11 protein-coding genes are annotated in these 17,290 nt (G+C 70.5%); 6 read left to right on the top strand and 5 right to left on the bottom strand.

Translation table 11 applies throughout. From position 1 onward, the window contains the following. Window positions 1-32: 32 nt before the first annotated feature. On the bottom strand, window positions 33-4,268 hold the full coding sequence (locus tag AB0472_RS09645) for a S8 family serine peptidase (RefSeq protein WP_366354905.1): 4,236 nt from the start codon (window positions 4,266-4,268) through the stop codon (window positions 33-35). 213 nt (window positions 4,269-4,481) lie between these two features. Between AB0472_RS09645 and AB0472_RS09650 the strand changes: the two genes are divergently transcribed. Next, the gene (locus tag AB0472_RS09650; RefSeq protein WP_366354907.1) at window positions 4,482-5,531 is read left to right on the top strand and encodes a helix-turn-helix domain-containing protein; all 1,050 of its coding nucleotides are present in this window, start codon (window positions 4,482-4,484) and stop codon (window positions 5,529-5,531) included. Window positions 5,532-5,782: 251 nt separating this feature from the next. Here AB0472_RS09650 and AB0472_RS09655 read toward each other — a convergent pair whose 3' ends face one another. Next, window positions 5,783-6,376: a helix-turn-helix domain-containing protein gene (locus AB0472_RS09655; RefSeq protein ID WP_366354909.1), complete on the bottom strand. Its 594-nt coding sequence runs from the start codon at window positions 6,374-6,376 to the stop codon at window positions 5,783-5,785. A 99-nt stretch (window positions 6,377-6,475) separates the two neighbouring features. Here AB0472_RS09655 and AB0472_RS09660 point away from each other — a divergent pair, with 99 nt between their 5' ends. After that, entirely contained in the window at window positions 6,476-7,450 is a 975-nt protein-coding gene (locus tag AB0472_RS09660; protein ID WP_366354911.1) for a zinc-binding dehydrogenase, read from the top strand. 166 nt (window positions 7,451-7,616) lie between these two features. On the opposite strand, the gene AB0472_RS09665 is transcribed toward AB0472_RS09660, so the two are convergent. The 3 genes from AB0472_RS09665 to AB0472_RS09675 all read right to left on the bottom strand — a co-directional run bounded on the left by AB0472_RS09665 (window position 7,617) and on the right by AB0472_RS09675 (window position 10,920). Beyond that, window positions 7,617-8,435, bottom strand: a complete 819-nt coding sequence (locus AB0472_RS09665) for a transferase (protein WP_366354913.1) — start codon at window positions 8,433-8,435, stop codon at window positions 7,617-7,619. Continuing rightward, window positions 8,432-9,697, bottom strand: a complete 1,266-nt coding sequence (locus tag AB0472_RS09670) for a glycosyltransferase family 4 protein (protein WP_366354915.1) — start codon at window positions 9,695-9,697, stop codon at window positions 8,432-8,434. The genes AB0472_RS09665 and AB0472_RS09670 overlap by 4 nt, the downstream gene beginning before the upstream one ends. Window positions 9,698-9,891: 194 nt before the next feature. Beyond that, a complete protein-coding gene (locus AB0472_RS09675) occupies window positions 9,892-10,920 on the bottom strand; it encodes a LacI family DNA-binding transcriptional regulator (protein WP_366354917.1) in 1,029 nt (342 codons plus the stop codon). Between the two features lie 666 nt (window positions 10,921-11,586). On the opposite strand from AB0472_RS09675, the gene AB0472_RS09680 reads away from it, so the two are divergent. The 4 genes from AB0472_RS09680 (at window position 11,587) to AB0472_RS09695 (ending at window position 17,186) form a co-directional block, all read left to right on the top strand. Next, the gene (locus AB0472_RS09680) at window positions 11,587-12,897 is read left to right on the top strand and encodes an extracellular solute-binding protein (RefSeq protein WP_366354919.1); all 1,311 of its coding nucleotides are present in this window, start codon (window positions 11,587-11,589) and stop codon (window positions 12,895-12,897) included. Next, complete coding sequence (locus AB0472_RS09685) at window positions 12,894-13,796, top strand: sugar ABC transporter permease (protein ID WP_366354921.1); 903 nt, start codon at window positions 12,894-12,896, stop codon at window positions 13,794-13,796. Before AB0472_RS09680 ends, AB0472_RS09685 begins: the two co-directional genes overlap by 4 nt. A gap of 1 nt (window position 13,797) precedes the next feature. Then, complete coding sequence (locus tag AB0472_RS09690; RefSeq protein ID WP_366354923.1) at window positions 13,798-14,694, top strand: carbohydrate ABC transporter permease; 897 nt, start codon at window positions 13,798-13,800, stop codon at window positions 14,692-14,694. A gap of 110 nt (window positions 14,695-14,804) precedes the next feature. Further along, window positions 14,805-17,186 (top strand): glycoside hydrolase family 3 N-terminal domain-containing protein, encoded by a 2,382-nt coding sequence (locus tag AB0472_RS09695; RefSeq protein WP_366354925.1) that lies wholly within the window; start codon window positions 14,805-14,807, stop codon window positions 17,184-17,186. Window positions 17,187-17,290: the final 104 nt, after the last annotated feature.

Raw genomic sequence — 17,290 nt, forward strand, 5'->3', positions numbered from 1 at the left:
CGCGGACCCTGACGGCCGACCGGTGGACCCGGTCAGTAGGAGAACTGCTGGATCTGGCTGCCGTCGCCCGCGTAGGTCCAGCCCGTGCGGGTCGCCGGGTCGAGCTGGACGGCGCGTTCGTGATGCGAGTCGAGCCGTCCGTTGTAGGCCCCGAACTGTGGGTACTCCACGCCGCTGACCGTTTCCACCGTCCTGCCGGTCCTCAGGTCGACGACGGCGATGCGGCCGGTGGCGTTGTTGTCGGTGAAGCCGTACTGCTGGAAGCCTCCCGTGGGTTGCAGGTCCGGGTAGCGGAAGCCGAGGAGCGCCAGGTGGTGCCGGCCGTCGACCGCGAGGGCGACGGGTGCCTGTGCCGTCCCCACGTCGACCGGGTCACCGCCGCCCAGCGGCGCCAGATACCCGGTGCCGGGGAAGTTGACGCTGATGGAGTGGTACCACGTCTCGTAGAGGTGGCCCTCTTCATCGGAGGCGAGGGTTCCGGCGCACGGAGTTCCGCCCGGCCCCTGGGTGACCGTTCCCGTCTCCAGGTCGACTTCCGCCACCGTGCCGGAGCCGCTCGCGGCCAGGCAGTTGACGGTGGACCCGGTCTTCTGCGCGGTGAAGACACCGGTCGTCCGGTCCAGCTCCAGCAGCCCGTAGGGGGCGCCGCCCACCGCGGCGGAGTCGAGCTGGAGAGGTGTGCCCAGGGTGCCGGTCGCCGTGTCCACGGGCAGGACGAAGCCCGCCCGGTCCCCGACGCGGGACGCCAGCACGGCGGCCCGATGGCGTTTGTCGTCCACTTGTCCGCCGGTCACGACGTACTGGTCGTCGACGCGGGCGGGACGTCCGACGGCGTCACCGGTGCTCGTGTCGTAGGTCTCCAGCCACTGTTCGCCGGTGGTGGTCTGCTTGTGCAGCACGAGTACGTGGTGGGAGGAGTCGACGCCGAACACCTCGTAGATCGAGCCGTAGGCGGGGTCGCCGGTGAGCTTGCGCCCGTAGGTTCCGTCGGCGGCGTCGTAGTCGTAGACCGAGCCCTCTCCGGTGGGGCTCTCGACCGAGGCGACCGACGTTCCTCCGGGGACGATCGCGAAGTCGGTCAGGTTGGTGCCGTCCGGGGCCGGTCCGTCGTCGTAGGCCAGCAAGGACGTCGGCGACGCCTGTCCGAGGATCCCGCCGTTCCTGTCGAGGGCGAAGACCCGTACGTCGTAGGCGGTGGACGAGGGCAGCCTGAGCGCCTGCGCGTCGAACTTCGCCGTGCCCCGCGTGCCCTTCAACGAGCGGTGCAGCGTGGCCGGGCTGTCCACTCCGTCGTGGTCGCGGACGGTGCCGTTCTGGTTGCTGACCAGGTTGTAGGAGCCGTACATGTTCGGGCCGGGGGCGGAGAACTCCAGGAGCGTGCCGGACGCGCCCTTGACCCGCGACACGTCGTAGCTCACGGAGAACCGGGGCGCGGCCCGGGTGATCTCCAGCAGATGTCCGGACCCGGCGGACGGTCCGGCGGACGGCCCCCCGGACGGCTCGGCGCCCAGCGCCGGTGCGTCGGGGCGCTGCGCGATGCTTCCGCCGTCGACCCGGACCGAGGCGAACTCCCCGTACAACGGCACGCCCTTGGCGCCGCCGGTGGGATTCTGGACGACGCCGATCCCGTAGATGCCGCCGCCCGCCGTGAAGGCGCCGGCCGGGACGGTGACCGTCCCGCTCGGTGCGGTCAGCGGGACGCGGTAGGAAGCGGAGAAGATGGGAGCCGCGGCCGGGCTGAAGTGGCCGACCCCCGACACGACCAGCTCGGGCGAGCTGACGTTGCGCACTCCGGTGAGGTCGTAACGCACCCGCACCGAGTGCCCCGCCCCGACCACGGGCTGGACCACCGGGGCGAGTGCCTCGTCGTATCCCCCGTCGGTGGGGCCGAAGGTCAGCTCGTGGCGCGCGGCGGCGAGCACCTGGCGGCCACGGCGCACCTCGAAGGTGAGGGAGAGTCGGCGGTCGGTCGTGGCGGTGACGGGCAGACCCGCCGCGGTGAGCATCTGTGTGGGCGTCAGCCGCACCGCGGGAGTGGCGGAGGTGAACTCCCGCTTCCCGATGCGCAGCACGTACTCGATGCCCTTGTCTCCCGTCAGGCCGGTCACGTCGGCACCGATCGTCACCGGTCCCACCAGGCCCTCCCCGGTGGCACCGGAGCCCGTGCCCGGTCCCGCCAGGTCGATGCGGCCCGGATCGGTGGATTCCAGGAAGCTGCCGCCGAGGCCGCCGATGGTCTGGCGATGCGCCACGGACAGCCGCACGATCCTGGCCGCTCCGGTGCCGGCGGGTCCGGTGCCGGTGGCTCGGCCGTGTGCCTCGGCCAGTACGGCCTGGACGGCCGCCGTGACGTCGAGCTGCGGGCCCACGTGCAGTGGCCGGTCGATCTGCGGCGGCGTGGGGACGGCGCGGCCCGTCCGTGCCAGCAGCGAGCGCACGTCGTCGGGTGACGGGTGCCGGCCGGTCAGCCGCGAGGTCTGCAGGACGACCGCGGCGGCGGCCGCAATCTCGGGGGCGGAGGCGGAGGTGCCGCCGCTGAGGACCTCCGCGACGGACTGCGCGGTCTGCCCCTGGTGTTCGAAGGCGGGTATGCCGTCACTGGGCGCCGAGACGTCCACGCGCGTGCCGAAGCCCGAGGAGAAGACACCGGAGCCGTTGAGCCGGGTGGTCGCCCAGGTGCCGGCCGTCGAGGCGGCGCCGCCGTCCTGCGGGGGAACGGACAGCGTGTCGTCGGTGGTCGTGCCGCCCGCGGCGATCGCCCCGGAATCCAGGACCCGGGTGGGCGTGGTCGACATCTGGTCGTCGTCGATACGGGTGGTGTCGGCGGGCTTGCGTGTCACGTCGGTCGGTGTGCTGCCGCCGTCCGGTCCGACGGCCGCGTTGGTGTACAGGCGGGTGCCGTCGTTCGACGAGACGACGACGGTGATGCCGTACTGCCGCACGATGGAGGCGATCACCGACTGCTGGACGGGGTCGTCCTCCAGATAGCGGCCGGGCATGCCGTAGGCGTCGGTGCCGTAGCCCAGGCTGGCGGTGATCACGTCGGGCCGTGGTGTCTGCCGGGCCGCGGCCAGCAGGGCGACGGCGATCTGACTGAACGTCGGCTCCTGCGGGACGACGAGCCGGTACTTGGCGCCCGGGGCGATGCCCAGCAGATCGGAGTCCCCGCTGCCCTGCATCCCCGGGCGCTGCGCCTCGTGCGGGAGCGGCGACATCACGGAGAAGTCCAGGAGCACCTCGCCGAGCGCCGGGTCCTGTCCCTGGGTCGAGCCGGCCGGGTCGAGGGCACCGGTGGCGTCCGCGGTGTAGGTGGGGATCAGCGGCATGGTGGGGACGTCCAGGTACCGGTGGCCGTCGCGCAGGACGGTCGTCGGACCGGTCGAGCCGAGGTCCGGCGTGGACTCGTCGGTGAGGTCGCCGATCGAGACGTTGGTGATGGTCTCTCCGGTGCCCGGCAACTGGCCGAACTTTCGCTTGAGCAGGCTGTAGGCACCGGTGGCGTCGACGCCGCCGGCGTTGAGGAAGCTCTGCGTCGAGGTGGCGAGGGCCGCGTTGCCGGGGATCCCGTCGGAGCCGGTCGTGCCGCTGTGCCCCGCCTTCGGCGTGTCCCGTCCGTCGACGTCGGCGCCGCCGGCCGCGGTCGCGGTTCCCGGTGCGCGCAGGGGTACGGCGCCGGTGTTCATCGGCGAGACGGTCTGGTCGGGTTCCGCGTAGACGACGCCCGGTGTGGCGGCCAGTGTCCGGGCGGCGGCGGTGGCGTCGCCGCCGGCCAGCTGGACTACCTGGACCTTGGACAGGTCGATTGCGCCGGCGCCGAGCTTCGCCCGGGCGGCCGTGTGCAGTGCGCGGCCCTGCGCGGCGGTGAGTCCCGGGACCAGGGGCCGGATGGAGACGGCACGGGCGCGTCGCAGGGCGGCGTTCACCCCGGCGTCGGAGGTGAGCGGGGTGCGGACCCGGAGGTCGCTCCGCGCGCCCTTCGGTTCGCCGGTCACCTGGGCGTCGGGCCCCAGCACCACGAGGACCTGGTGGGGGCTGTCCGCCTTGGTCCGCACGGGATCGGGCTTCAGGAAGGAGCCCAGGGGACCGAGCGCGGAGGCACCCGGCACGGCTGACGGGGCGGGCGCGGCGAGCGCGTCCTTCGAGCCGGTACCGGACGCCGTGGCAGCCGCTCCGGACGCGGCCGCGTACTGCACGGGCGCGCCGAGCAGCAGGGCCGCGATGGCTATGGCTCCGACGCCACGAGCGACCGCTCGTCTCCGCCGTTTCATGGGCACTCCACTTCTTGCGTGAGGAGATCGGGGAAAGAGTGGGCGTCGGCCGTCTGAACGGCGCCGACGCCTGGGGAATCTGTCAACCCGTGGGAGCCGGCACAAGGTGGGGGCCGTGGCGGACTTCCGTCAGCTGGCAGCGATCGGCCACGGGAGCCGCGGGGCGACGCGGTCCGCCCTTGGCCCAGGGGCGGACGCGGGCGGGAGCGGACCGTGCGCGAGGATGGCGTGGTGGCCGCGTCGTGGCAGGTGACGGCCGGTGGAAAGCGGATACCGGAGCTGGAATTGGAACTTGACGTCGTCGGCCTCAGCGACGGATCGCAGCTGGTCTACACCGCCCTGGTCGGGCTGCCCCGGGGTAGCGCCTCCGAGATCGCCGAAGCCTGCGGCATGGGTGCGGCGGTGGCCGGCCGTCATCTGTCGGCCCTGGTGAAGAACGGCCTCGCGATCAGGTCGGCGGGCCGCCCGCCTCGTTTCACGGCCGCCGCTCCGGACGTGGCCGTCACCGAGCTCATCCGGGAGAGCGAGCGCCGGCTCGACACGGCCCGCTCCCTGGTCCGGCAGCTCGCCGAGACGCATCGCGAGGCCAACCGGATCAGCGACCCGAGCATCGCCGTGGAACTGCTCACCGGTCACGAGGACATCAATTCGGCCTTCCAGCGGCTCACCGGGAGCGCCCAGCACCGGATACGCGCCTTCGACCGGCCCCCCTATGTCAACCGCCCCGGCAGCGATCTGGACAACCAGCGCCGGCGGCAGCACACCGGTGTCGCCCATCGCGTCATCTACGACCGGGCCGCCGTGGCGTGGCCGGGCCGGCTCCGCGACGACATCCTGCCGAGCGTGCGGGCCGGTGAAGAAGCCAGGGTGCGGGCGGAGTTGCCGCTCAAACTGGTGATCGCCGACGACCGGTCGGCGATCATCCCCTTCAGTCTCGCCACGGGCGGCCATTCCGTGGCCTATCTCATCCACCGCTCGCCCATTCTCGCCGCGCTGGAAGCGCTCTTCGAGGCCGAGTGGGAACGTGCGACCCCGCTGCGGGACACCAGCCCGCCGGCCGCGCGGAGCGACGGCCCGGACGCCGACACGCGTGCCCTTCTGGGCCTGCTCGCATCCGGCTGCACGGACGCGGCCATCGCCCGCACCCAGGGCTGGAGCGAGCGCACCACCCAGCGCCGTATCCATCGCCTGATGACCGAACTGGGCGCGGCCACCCGCTTCCAGGCGGCAGCCCAGGCCGCCCGCCGCGGCTGGCTGCAGTGAGCGGCGCTCCGGCGTCGCCGCCGCCGTCCACCCTTCGGTCGTCCCCCGGGCCGCTGCGCCCGTTCCGCCTCACGGAAGACCTCCCAGGCGTCCGCCACGACCACGCATCCTGGACATCCACGTCGCCCCAGACGGCTGCAGCGCCGAGATCGATGAATTCCTTGTCGATGCCCAGCCCGTCCGCTTGGTCAAGTTGAAGCCGCGTGCCTGACATCACGCCGGGGTGGCCGACCCGGCGAACACCCTTCTCCCTACGCGCTACTGATCCGGGTGTCTGACGCAGCGTCGGCGACGCGGAGGCCGTCGATCATGAAAGCGGCGAAACGGCGTACTGCCGCGTCACGCGTGGAGGCGGGTGCGGCGGTGAGTCCGCGGCCGGCGAGGAGGATGACGACGAAGTCATCGAACACGAAGTCCGGACGTAGCCGACCTGCAGTCTGCGCGCGGCGGATGATGGTCGAGACGACACGGCCCAGCTCCTCGCGGTGTGCCGCGAGGTCGAGGACGTCGGGGTGCGCCGACATGAACGCGTCTGTGAAGCCCTGGTTGCGGGCGTTGAGGAGCAGGGTGCGCTCGACGACGTCACAGAACCCGCGCCACGGATCCGGGTCGGCGGTGCCGTCGTAGACGATGGAGCTGCACTCGGCGAGCTCTTCCTCGAACGCCTCGAGCACCAGGTCCCGCTTCGTCGGGAAACGGCGGTACAGGGTCGCGGGCCCGACGTCCGCACGCCTGGCGACCTGCCGCATCGTCACCTCCAGCCCGGACTCCGCGAAGAGCTCCCGGGCCGCGGCGAGGACACGGTCGCGATTCTCCCTCGCGTCGACACGCAGCAGGTGAGTCATCCTTCAGGCGATCCCTCTCACAACAGCAAGTGGACGCATGCGTCCGGTTACGTTCGATCGTACGGGAGTCAACCGGCTCGAACCAGCAAGGAGCAATGCATGCGAGCAGTCTCAATCCGTGCCTTCGGCAGCCCGGACGGCATGGAGGTCGTCGATGTCCCTGTCCCCAGCCCGAGCGCAGGCGAGGTGGTCATCCGGACCGCGGCGATCGGGGTCGGCGGAGTCGACGCGGTGATCCGACGCGGCACGCTGGGTGCACTCGGCCCGGCCATGTCTCGCGACGGTCTGGTGCCGGGAAGCGAGGTGGCTGGGACGATCACGGCCGTGGGAGCAGGCGTCGAGGCGTCGTGGCTCGACCGACGCGTCTGGGCGTTCACCGGCGTCTCCGGCGGCTACGCCGAGCACGCGGTCGCGAGGATCGGGAACGTCACGCTGCTTCCCGCCGACCTGACGCCCGTCGACGCGGTGACACTCGGCAGCGCGGCCCCGGTGGCGCACTTCGCCCTGCAGCAGGCGCACTTCGCCAAGGACGAGACCGTGCTGGTACGTGGCGCGGCCGGCAGCATCGGCATCGCAGCCGTCGAGATCGCAGCCCGAGCCGGCGCACGGGCAGTCGCGGTGACCGCGTCGTCGGCCGAGCGGGGCGAGCGGCTGAAGGAGTACGGCGCCACACACGTGCTCGACCGTGACGGGAACAGTACGCGCGCTCCCGAGCCGGCCGACTTCGATGTGATCGTCGACGTCGTCGCCGGGCCGGCGCTGCCCTCGTTCCTCGCGCGGCTCGCACCCAAGGGTCGACTGGTGCTGGTCGGCCTCGTCGCCGGGCCTCCTCCGGCGGACTTCGGGTCGGCGCTGCTGAGCCGGTTCCGGCAGTCGGTGTCGGTCGCGACCTTCAGTCTGGACACGGTGCCGCGAGCTGACCTGGCCCGGGTACGTGCCGACCAGTTCGAGACCGCGGCGCGAGGCGATCTCAGCGCCGTCGTCCACGCCGTCCTCCCGCTCGAAGCCGCGGCGGACGCCCACCGGCGGATGGATGCCGGCGAGGTCTTCGGGCGTATCGTCCTGACACCGTGACCCACTGCCGCCCGGTCTCAGGCTGGTGCACAGTCGCTCGACACAGCGGTGCCGCATCGCCTCCAGGCGCCTGCCGGGCACGTTCCCCACCAGTGACCGACCGAGTGCGGCCGCTGCCGACGAACTCACGGCCGGATCCGGGGGAACGACCGCAGGAGACGTACGGTCAGATCCTGTCCGCACGTACGGAGAGAGCGTTGTCGACCGTGTAGTAGGGCCGCACGACCACGCCGCCGATCACCGCCGCGGGGAGAACGAAGATGTCCTTGCGGTCCGCGACGTCGTCGAGGAGACGGCCGATCCGGACGGAGGTCTCACCGTCGACCCTGACGGACAGGTCCCAGACACGGTTCCCGGGACCGGCGTCGCCGGCCAACTCCCCGTAGTCCACGGTGAAGGAGAACCCACGGCCGTCCTTCTCGGCCACCGGCACGACGGTCCGCCCGGTGTCGCCGCCCCGCACGCGCAGCAGCACGGCCGGGGCCTCACCGACGGTGGCGCCGTGCAGCCGTGCCCTGACGGTCATCGAGCGGTCCGTGACATCGACGCCCTCGACCTCTGCGTGGGCGGTGCGCAGCCACGTCCGCAACGCCAGGTAGCCGTTCCTGGTGACGTACGGGACACGTACGGCGACCGGTGCCGGCCAGTCGCGCAGGTGGCCGTCGACGAGGGTCCGAAGGTCCCGCAGTCCGGGACGCAGTCGCTGCCGTGGCGCGCCGGGTTCGGGGACCAGGTAGACGTCCCACCGGCCCTCGGCGAGCACGGGCCCCGGCTCCAGGACGGCGCACGGTCGGCCGTCCGCCGCCGGCTCCAGGTCGAGGGCGTGCAGGACCTCCTCGGGCTGCCCCTCCTCGGGGCGCAGCCGCAGCAGCAGACGGCCCGTGGCCGACGGTGCCCGCAGCGAGAAGGTGAGGCGGCCGTCCGTGTCTGCCGTGCAGTCGGTGCGGAGGTCGGCCATGGCCGTCGTGCTCTGTCCGGTGGTCATCGCTTTCCCCTCCGTACCGTGCGCAGCGCGCCTGACGCCACGGTGTACGCGACGTCGCGTGCGGCAAAGCCCCGGCTGACCAGGGCGTGTTGTATCCGTCCGCGTTCAGCGGACACCTCTCGCCCGGACCCGCGTGCGGCCATGGCCTCGTCGATCAGGCGCTCGGCCTGCTCCACGACCGGTACCGGGCCGAACCGTCGCGCGTTCTCCAGTGCCCTGCGGCCCATGTGCCGACGCCGCTCCTCGTCCTGTACGAGTTCCAGCAGTGCGGCGCTCATCGCCTCGCGGTCTGCGACGGGGACGAGCCGGCCGTCGGTGCCGTCCTCGATGATCTCGCCGGGTCCGTACGGGCAGTCGGTGCTGACGACCGGCAGACCGCAGCGCATCGCCTCCACGATGGTCATGCCGAACGGTTCGAAGTCGGCCGCGGTCGCGCCGATCGAGCCCTTGACCCACTCCGCCTCCATGGGTGCGGCCGCTCCCATCAGGAAGACACGGTCGCTCAGGCCGAGGTCCTCGATGAGCCGGCGCAGCCGCGCCTGTTCCGCGCCCTTGCCGTAGATGCGCAGTCGCCAGTCCGGGTGGGCGGCTGCGACCGGGGCGAACGCCTCGATGAGGAGGTCGTAGCGCTTCACCGGGACCAGTCGGCCGGCGGCGACGATCACCTTCGCGGTGCCGTCCGCCGCGGGCAGCACCGGGTCGGGGACACTGTTCGGGAGGGCCTCCACCCGGACGCAGGGCAGGCGCATCTTGCGTCGGTAGGAAACGGCGTCCGCCTCGGTGACCGTGGTCAGCACGTCGAGCCGGCGGTAGGCCCGGCGCAGCGCGGTGCGCAGCCGGGGCGAGTGGTTGTCGAGGGTGAGGTGCTCCTGCCCGATGCGGACGACGTGCTCCGGCGCCTGGCGTGCGAGGTGCACGTTGAGCCCCGGCCGGGTGCCGATGACGACGTCGGCGTCGGTCCGCGCCAGATGTTCGCCGATCCGCAGGTCGGTCAGTTCGCTGTACTGCCGGTAGCGGTATTCGGCGGCGGGGAACACCCGAGCCGGTTTGAGATGCAGAGGATGTTCCTTCTCGTGTCTCAGATCCACCAGCGGCCTCAACGACACCCGCGGGTCCAGGGCGAAGTCCGGGCGTTCCCGGTGCCGCAGTACCGAGACGATCTCCACCTGGTGCCGGTCGGCGAGTGCCTGGGCCAGGTTGAAAGTGGTGGTGATCGTGCCTCCGATCCCGAATGCGTTGTGGAGCAGGAAAGAGATCTTCATGGCGGACTAGACCGCGCCGGGGGCGGCTTCGTTGCCCCCTGTTATCCGTCTGTTGTCTTGCACGTCATGTGCCGGACAGACGCAACGGCACAACGCCGGGCGTAGGCGGCAGTCACCCGCAGTGCCCCGTCTCCCGCCCGGGCCGTCGAACCGGCCGGCGCCGAGGACGCGTGGCGGACGCCTCTCACCCGCGATCACCCGCGCGCCTGAGTGCCTGCGCGGGGCGGTGCGGTGGAGGTGCGGACCACGAGCTCGGTGGCAAGTTCGATGTGATGGGACTCGACCTTCTCCCCGTTGGCCAACCGAAGGGCGGTGCGCAGGGCCGCACTGCCCATCTCGCGCAGAGGCTGGCGCACTGTGGTGAGTGGCGGTGAAGCCATCTGGGCCAGGCTCGTGTCGTCGAAGCCGACCACACTCAGGTCCTCGGGAACACGCAGACCTCGGGTGCGAGCGGTCTCGACGGCCCCGAGGGCGATCTCGTCGTTGCCCGCGAAGATCGCCGTCGGCGGCTCACGCAGATCCAGCAGCGCCGTGGCACCGAGCAATCCGCTCTCGTACGTGAACTCCCCGGGCCGGATGTAGACGTCGGGGACCTGCTCTCCGCCCGCCTCCATCGCGGCGCGGTAGCCGTGCATCCTTGCCTGGTTGCACACGGCCATGGCCGGTCCGCCGAGATACGCGACGCGGCGGTGGCCCAGTGAGAGCAGGTGCTGTGTCGCTGCCAGGCCTCCGGCGAAGTTCGTCGCCCCCACGCTGTTGACCCGGCCGTCCGGCAGGTGCAGCGGGTCCAGCACGACCAGGGGCAGCCCGGACCGGGCCAGTTCGTTCAGGTGTGCCGTGGTGTAGACGCTGGTTATCGCGATAACGGCCCGCCGTCCGGCCGAGACCAGGTCGCGGGCCCAGTGGGGGGCACGGGACGCCCTGCTGATCACGACCGAGGCTCCCAGCTCAGCAGCGGAATCGATGATCCCTTCCAGGGTCTCGGCCACGTACGACTTGAGCGCGCCCTTGAACTGCACCTCGATGGTGGGACTCTCGACAGCCTCGATGTGGCGTAGCACGGGTGCGAGATACTCGTGCTGATGGAGTAGTTCCTGCACCCGGGTGCGTGTGTGCGGCGCCACGTCACCGCGGCCGTTGAGCACTTTGGACACGGTCGCGACGGAGACCCCGGCTGCCTGGGCGATGTCCGCCAACGTGGTCCGCCTGGCGTTCGGTCGCATCGGTTCCTCTCACCTGTAGTCCACCCGTCGGGCGAGCCGGCGGGCGAGCCGGCGACACGGGTGGAACCGGTCAACAGTACGGCAGTCTCGGCCCTGAGCTGGACCGGACGGCCGGGTCTCCGTCCGGTACGGCGCCGGCCTACGGGCGGCAAGGGCCGTCACCCACTCCGTGTCCGTGGGCACCGGGGCCACGACGAAGCCCGTGGTCGGCCTCGTGCGCGGGCAAGCCCCCGGATCCCCCGCGAACGCATGCTCCGCGTGGGCCAGTTGCGGCGGGGACCCATCCGCCGTCCCGTGGACGATCACAGACCGGGCCGCTGTGGGGTTCCGCAGCGGCTCGGCAAGGGGGTCTCGTCCTCGTCCTGCACCCGGGGCACCGGCTCCGGTCGGCACCCAGTGACCTGCGCCGACAGTGCGGCAACCAGCGAACCGCCCACACTCCGACGAACGTTTTCGAAACTGTTTCGGTCTGACACCGGATGCTCTTCACGCCATGTCGCCCCAACAGATCCAGCTCAAGAGCCACTGACAACATCCCTACACACATCTTGACACTGCGTCAGCTCGAAACCTAATTTGCACAACCAGAGCTCTGCGAAAGAGATTTCGAAACGTTTTCACCATGACTCGCGAGAAGCCGACGGCTCTCGAGTGCGGAGAAAAGACATGGCGCTCTCCCGACGCACCCTCCTTGGCCTGGCCACCGGCGTACCGGTCTCCGCGGCACTGGCGGCCTGCGGATCGTCCGGCCCCAGCAAGGGCGCAGGCGTGGCCACGTACTGGTATCTGAACGGCCAGCCGCAGGAAGGCGTCAGAACCGGTGCGGTGAACGCGTTCAACGAGGCCCACCCCAAGCAGCACATCAAGGGCACCACCTTCCAGAACGACGCGTACAAGACGAAGATCAAGACCGCCATCGGTGCCGGCCAGGCGCCCACCATCATCTGGGGCTGGGGCGGCGGGACGCTGCGCACCTACGTCGAAGCAGGCCAGGTCGAGGACCTCACCTCGTGGTTCGAGGAGCACTCCGAGGTCAAGAAGCGACTGTTCCCGTCCTCGTTCGGTGCCGCGACCGTCGACGGCAAGATCTACGCGATGCCGTGCGAGACCGTCCAGCCGATCATCCTCTACTACAACAGGAAGGCCTTCGACCAGATCCACGCGCAACCGCCGCAGTCCTGGGACGACGTCATGGCGCTGGTGCCCAGGTTCAACGCGAAGGGGATAGCGCCGTTCTCCCTGGGCGGCCAGTCCCGGTGGACCAACATGATGTGGCTGGAGTTCCTGTTCGACCGCATCGGCGGTCCCGAGGTGTTCCAGGCCATCATCGAAGGCGAGAAGAACGCCTGGTCCAACCCCGACGCCATCAACGCGCTGACCAAGGTGCAGGACCTTGTCAGGGCCCACGGGTTCGTCAAGGGCTTCTCGTCCATCACCGCGGACTCCAACGCAGACCAGGCACTGCTCTACACCGGCCGGGCGGCGATGATGCTGCACGGCGCCTGGTCGTACGGCATCCAGCAGGCGGACGGCGGGGACTTCGTCTCCAGCGGCGCGCTGGGCTACATGACCTTCCCGCCCGTGGAGGGCGGCAAGGGAGATCCGAGCGACACCGTCGGCAATCCCGCACAGTACCTGTCCGTCTCCTCGAAGGCGGGTGCCGAGCAGAAGAAGATCGCGAAGGACTTCTTCGCCACCGGTGTCCTCCAGGACGCCGAGGTGAAGAGGTGGATCGACAACGGGTCCGTTCCCATCCGGCTGGGCACGGAGAAGCTGCTGGCCGCCTCGAAGAGTGCCGATTTCCTGCAGTTCACCTATGACATCGCCAGCAAGGCCAAGGTATTCGGCCAGTCCTGGGACCAGGCCCTCCGCCCGACGGCCGCCGAGACCCTGCTGGACAACATCGTCAAGCTGTTCCAGCTGTCCGTATCGCCGCAGCAGTTCGCTCGCAACCTCAACGAGGTCACCGGCAAATGAGTGCACTCCACGACCATCCGCCACGTCCTGGGTCCCCCGGCGTCCTGACCTGGCTGGCCATGCCGGCGCTGGTGGTGTTCGTCGCCTTCGCGGTGATTCCGCTGGTCGGTGTCTTCGCGCTGAGCTTCACCACATGGGACGGGATCGGCGCGATCCACCTCTCGGGCCTCGCCAGCTGGCGTGCGGTCCTCACCGATCCGGGACTGCCCCACGCGCTCTGGGTGACCTTTCTGGTCATGGCGGTGTCCTGGGCCGTTCAGACACCCGTGAGCATTCTGCTGGGCTCGTTCCTGGCCGGCCGTCAACGCTATCGAGCGGTGCTGGGCGTGGTGTACTTCGTTCCCCTGACGCTCAGCTCCGCGGCGATCGCGATCGCGTACAAAGCGCTGCTGGACCCCAACTTCGGGCTCGGGGCGGGGCTGAAGATCCAGGCGCTCAGCCAGGACTGGCTGGGGAGGCCGGGCCTCGCCTTCGGGGTCGTCGTGTTCGTCGTCTCCTGGCAGTTCATCCCGTTCCATTCACTGATCTACCAGGGCGGCGTCCAACAGATCCCGAAGTCCCTCTACGAGGCGGCGCAGTTGGACGGAGCAGGACAGGTCCGGCAGTTCTTCAGCATCACGCTGCCGCAGCTCAGATACACGATCGTCACCTCGTCCACGCTCATGGTGGTCGGATCCCTGACCTTCTTCGACCTCATCTTCGTCCTGACCGAAGGCGGCCCCGGCGATGCCACCCGCGTGCTGGCACTGGACATGTACAAGCGAGGATTCCAGGCCAGCCTGATGGGACCGGCCAGCGCCATCGCGGTCATCCTGGTCCTGATCGGCCTGGCCCTCGCCCTGCTGCTGCGCCGGCTGGGGGGCCGGGATGCCGGAGCGAGCCAGCTCGAGGGGGCCTGAGGTGCCCACCACGGTGACCGAGCCGCGCCGACCGCGGGAAACCACCCTCCGCAGGCGGCAACGGCCCTTCCCGCACCCGGCCCGCCGGCGCAACTGGGTCGGTGGCCTTGCCGGATGGCTCTGGTTCGTCGTCGTCGCCGTACCTCTGTACTGGACCCTCATCACCAGCCTCAAGGCGCAGAGCCGCTACTACACGAGCAACCCCCTGGTGCCCTCGGCCGGCCCCACACTCGACAACTACCGGCTGGTCGTCGAGTCCGACTTCCTACGCTATTTCCTCAACAGTGTCGTGGTCACGGCCGGCGCAGTCCTCCCGGCGGTCGTCTTCTCCTTCATGGCCGCCTACGCGGTCGTCCGCGGTTGGCGCATGCGGATCCTGCGGGTGATGAACGGGCTCTTCCTCATGGGTCTGGCCATCCCGCTCCAGGCCACGGTGATTCCGGTCTACCTGATCATCATCAAGCTTCACCTGTACGACAGTCTGCTGGCGCTGATCCTCCCGTCCATCGCCTTCGCCATCCCACTGTCCGTGCTGGTGCTCAGCAACTTCGTCCGGGACATCCCGAAAGAGCTCTTCGACTCGATGCGTATCGACGGCGCCTCCGAGTGGACCGCACTGTGGCGGTTGGCGGCACCCCTCACCCGGCCGGCCATCATCACGGTGACCATCTTCAACGCACTGACCATCTGGAACGGTTTCCTGCTGCCGCTGATCCTCACTCAGAGTCCTGACCGTCGAACCCTGCCGTTGGCGCTCTGGACCTTCCAGGGCCAGTACGGCGTCAACGTCCCTGCCGTCCTCGCCGCGGTCGTCCTCACCACGCTGCCCGTCCTGGTCCTGTACGCGTTCGCCCGTCGGCAACTGCTGAGCGGTCTGACCGCCGGCTTCGGCCGTTGACTACGTCGTGCCGCCGGGCCGCCCCGCGATCCGGGTGCATACCCAGCTCCGCCCGTCTACCCGTTCGCCCATCGGTCCCCGCTCAGGGGGCCGACAGGCATGGGAGGAAAGTGAATTCCCACGTGGCTGCAGACAACTCCCCCGCCGTCCCGGTCTGGAACGACCCGACCGTCCCTGTCACCGCCAGGGTCGACGCCCTGATCGACGCGATGACCTTGCAGGAGAAGACCGCCCAACTGTACGGAGTGTGGGTGGGCGCCTCCGATCAGGGCGGTGAAGTAGCCCCCCACCAGCACGACATGGAGGAAGCCGTCGATCTCGACGCGCTGCTGCCCGACGGACTGGGCCAGCTGACCCGCCCCTTCGGCACAGGCCCGGTCGACCCCGCCCTGGGCGCACTTTCCCTGGCTCGCACCCAAACCCGCGTCGCCGCCACGAATCGGTTCGGCATCCCCGCTCTCGCCCACGACGAGTGCCTGGCCGGTTTCGCCGCATGGGGAGCGACGGCCTATCCCGTTCCGCTGTCCTGGGGCGCCACCTTCGATCCGGACACGGTGCGGCGCATGGCGGCCGCCATCGGCCAGGACATGCGCTCCGTGGGCGTCCACCAGGGACTCGCGCCGGTCCTGGACGTCGTGCGCGACGCCCGCTGGGGCCGCGTCGAGGAGACCATCGGCGAGGACCCCTATCTCGTGGGCACCATCGGGACCGCCTACGTGCAGGGCCTCGAGTCCGCCGGGATCGTCGCCACCCTCAAGCATTTCGTCGGCCACTCCGCTTCGCGTGCCGGGCGCAATCTCGCGCCCTCCTCCGTAGGACCCCGTGAACGCGCCGACGTGCTGCTGCCCCCCTTCGAGATGGCGGTCCGTGAAGGCGGCGCCCGGTCCGTGATGAACGCCTACACGGACACCGACGGCATGCCCGCCGGGGCGGACGAGGAACTGCTCACCGGACTGCTGCGCGACACATGGGGCTTCGGTGGAACTGTTGTCTCGGACTACTTCGCCGTCGCCTTCCTCCGAACCCTGCACGGCATCGCGGCCGACTGGGACGACGCCGCCGGAACGGCACTGCGCGCGGGCATCGACGTGGAACTCCCCAATGTCAGGGCATACGGCGTACCCCTCACCGAAGCCGTCGCCGACGGCCGTGTGCCGGAGGCGCTGGTCGATCGCGCGCTGCGCCGAGTGCTCACTCAAAAGGCGATGCTCGGGCTGCTCGACCCCGACTGGAGCCCTTTCCCCGCCGCACTCGACGGAGCGGACCTGGTCGATCCGGCCGCGCTCCGCGGCCGGATCGACCTGGACGGACCGCAGAACCGCGCGCTGGCCCGTGCGGTCGCCGAGAAGGCGGTCGTGCTGCTGAGCAACGACGGCACCCTGCCTCTGGAGAGGCCCCGACGTATCGCCCTGCTCGGCCCCAACAGCGACGAACCCGTCGCCGTACTGGGCTGCTACTCATTTCCCCAGCACATCGGCACGCACCATCCTGCGACCCCCCTCGGTATCGAGTTGCCCACGCTTCGCGAAGCTCTCACCGAGGAGTTTCCCGACGCCGAGATCACGGTCGCCCGCGGAACCGGTGTGGACGACGGAGATCTCCTCGATATCGGCGAGGCGGTCGGGGCGGCGCGCGAGGCCGACGTCGCCGTGCTGGTGCTCGGTGACCGCGCCGGGCTCTTCGGGCGCGGCACCAGCGGCGAAGGCTGCGACGCGGCGACCCTGCGGCTGCCCGGTGCGCAGCAGCAGTTGCTCGACGCCCTCCTCGACCTCGAGACACCCGTGGTCACGGTGCTGCTCTGCGGACGACCGTACGCTCTGGGCCGCGCCGTCGAGGAGTCCGCAGCGATCGTGCAGTCCTTCTTCCCGGGGGAAGAAGGCACGCGCGCGATCGCCGGAGTGCTCAGCGGCCGCACCAATCCCTCCGGCCGTCTCCCGGTCAGCGTCCCGCGCGGGCCGGGCTCCCAGCCGGCCGGCTACCTCGGGGCCCGGCTGGCGCACGCCAGCGACGTGTCCAACATCGACCCGACCCCCGCGTTCGCCTTCGGCCACGGGCTGACCTATACGCGGTTCGACTGGACGGATCTGGTCGTGGACGTGCGGGAGACACCGACGGACGGCGAGTTCGCCTTCGCTTTCACGGTCCGCAACTCGGGTGGGCGGGCCGGCACCGAGGTCGTCCAGCTCTATCTCCACGACCCTGTCGCGTCCGTCGTCCAGCCGGTGCAACGCCTTGTCGGATACACGCGGGTGGACCTCGAACCGGGCGCTGCACGGCGTCTGCACGTCACGGTCCCGGCCGACATCGCCTCCTTCACCGGACGCGACGGGCGACGGGTCGTCGAACCGGGTGAGCTGGAACTGTGGTTGGCCGCCTCCAGCACGGATCGACGCCTGACGGCCGCCGTCACGCTCACCGGGACCGTTCGTCACGTGGATCACACGAGGCGCCTGCACGCCTCGATCCGCCAGGAGCCAGTCGGCCAGGCGTGAACCCGGGTGCGCAGCGCACATCGCGGCGGCGCTGCGCACGCGCGGTCCGGGGCGTCCCCGTACTGGCCTGGCGCGACGGAGACGGGGAACCTCGGTGTCGGCGG

It is taken from the genome of Streptomyces sp. NPDC086777 (genome assembly GCF_040702065.1).
In the GTDB taxonomy this organism is placed as follows: Bacteria; Actinomycetota; Actinomycetes; order Streptomycetales; family Streptomycetaceae; genus Streptomyces.

Bases quoted from the DNA above. Each gene is read 5' to 3' on its own strand.
- AB0472_RS09655 (WP_366354909.1), bottom strand. From the start codon at position 6,376: ATGACTCACCTGCTGCGTGTCGACGCGAGGGAGAATCGCGACCGTGTC.
- AB0472_RS09675 (WP_366354917.1), bottom strand. From the start codon at position 10,920: ATGCGACCGAACGCCAGGCGGACCACGTTGGCGGACATCGCCCAGGCA.
- AB0472_RS09660 (WP_366354911.1), top strand. From the start codon at position 6,476: ATGCGAGCAGTCTCAATCCGTGCCTTCGGCAGCCCGGACGGCATGGAG.
- AB0472_RS09685 (WP_366354921.1), top strand. From the start codon at position 12,894: ATGAGTGCACTCCACGACCATCCGCCACGTCCTGGGTCCCCCGGCGTC.
- AB0472_RS09665 (WP_366354913.1), bottom strand. From the start codon at position 8,435: ATGACCACCGGACAGAGCACGACGGCCATGGCCGACCTCCGCACCGAC.
- AB0472_RS09680 (WP_366354919.1), top strand. From the start codon at position 11,587: ATGGCGCTCTCCCGACGCACCCTCCTTGGCCTGGCCACCGGCGTACCG.
- AB0472_RS09670 (WP_366354915.1), bottom strand. From the start codon at position 9,697: ATGAAGATCTCTTTCCTGCTCCACAACGCATTCGGGATCGGAGGCACG.
- AB0472_RS09645 (WP_366354905.1), bottom strand. From the start codon at position 4,268: ATGAAACGGCGGAGACGAGCGGTCGCTCGTGGCGTCGGAGCCATAGCC.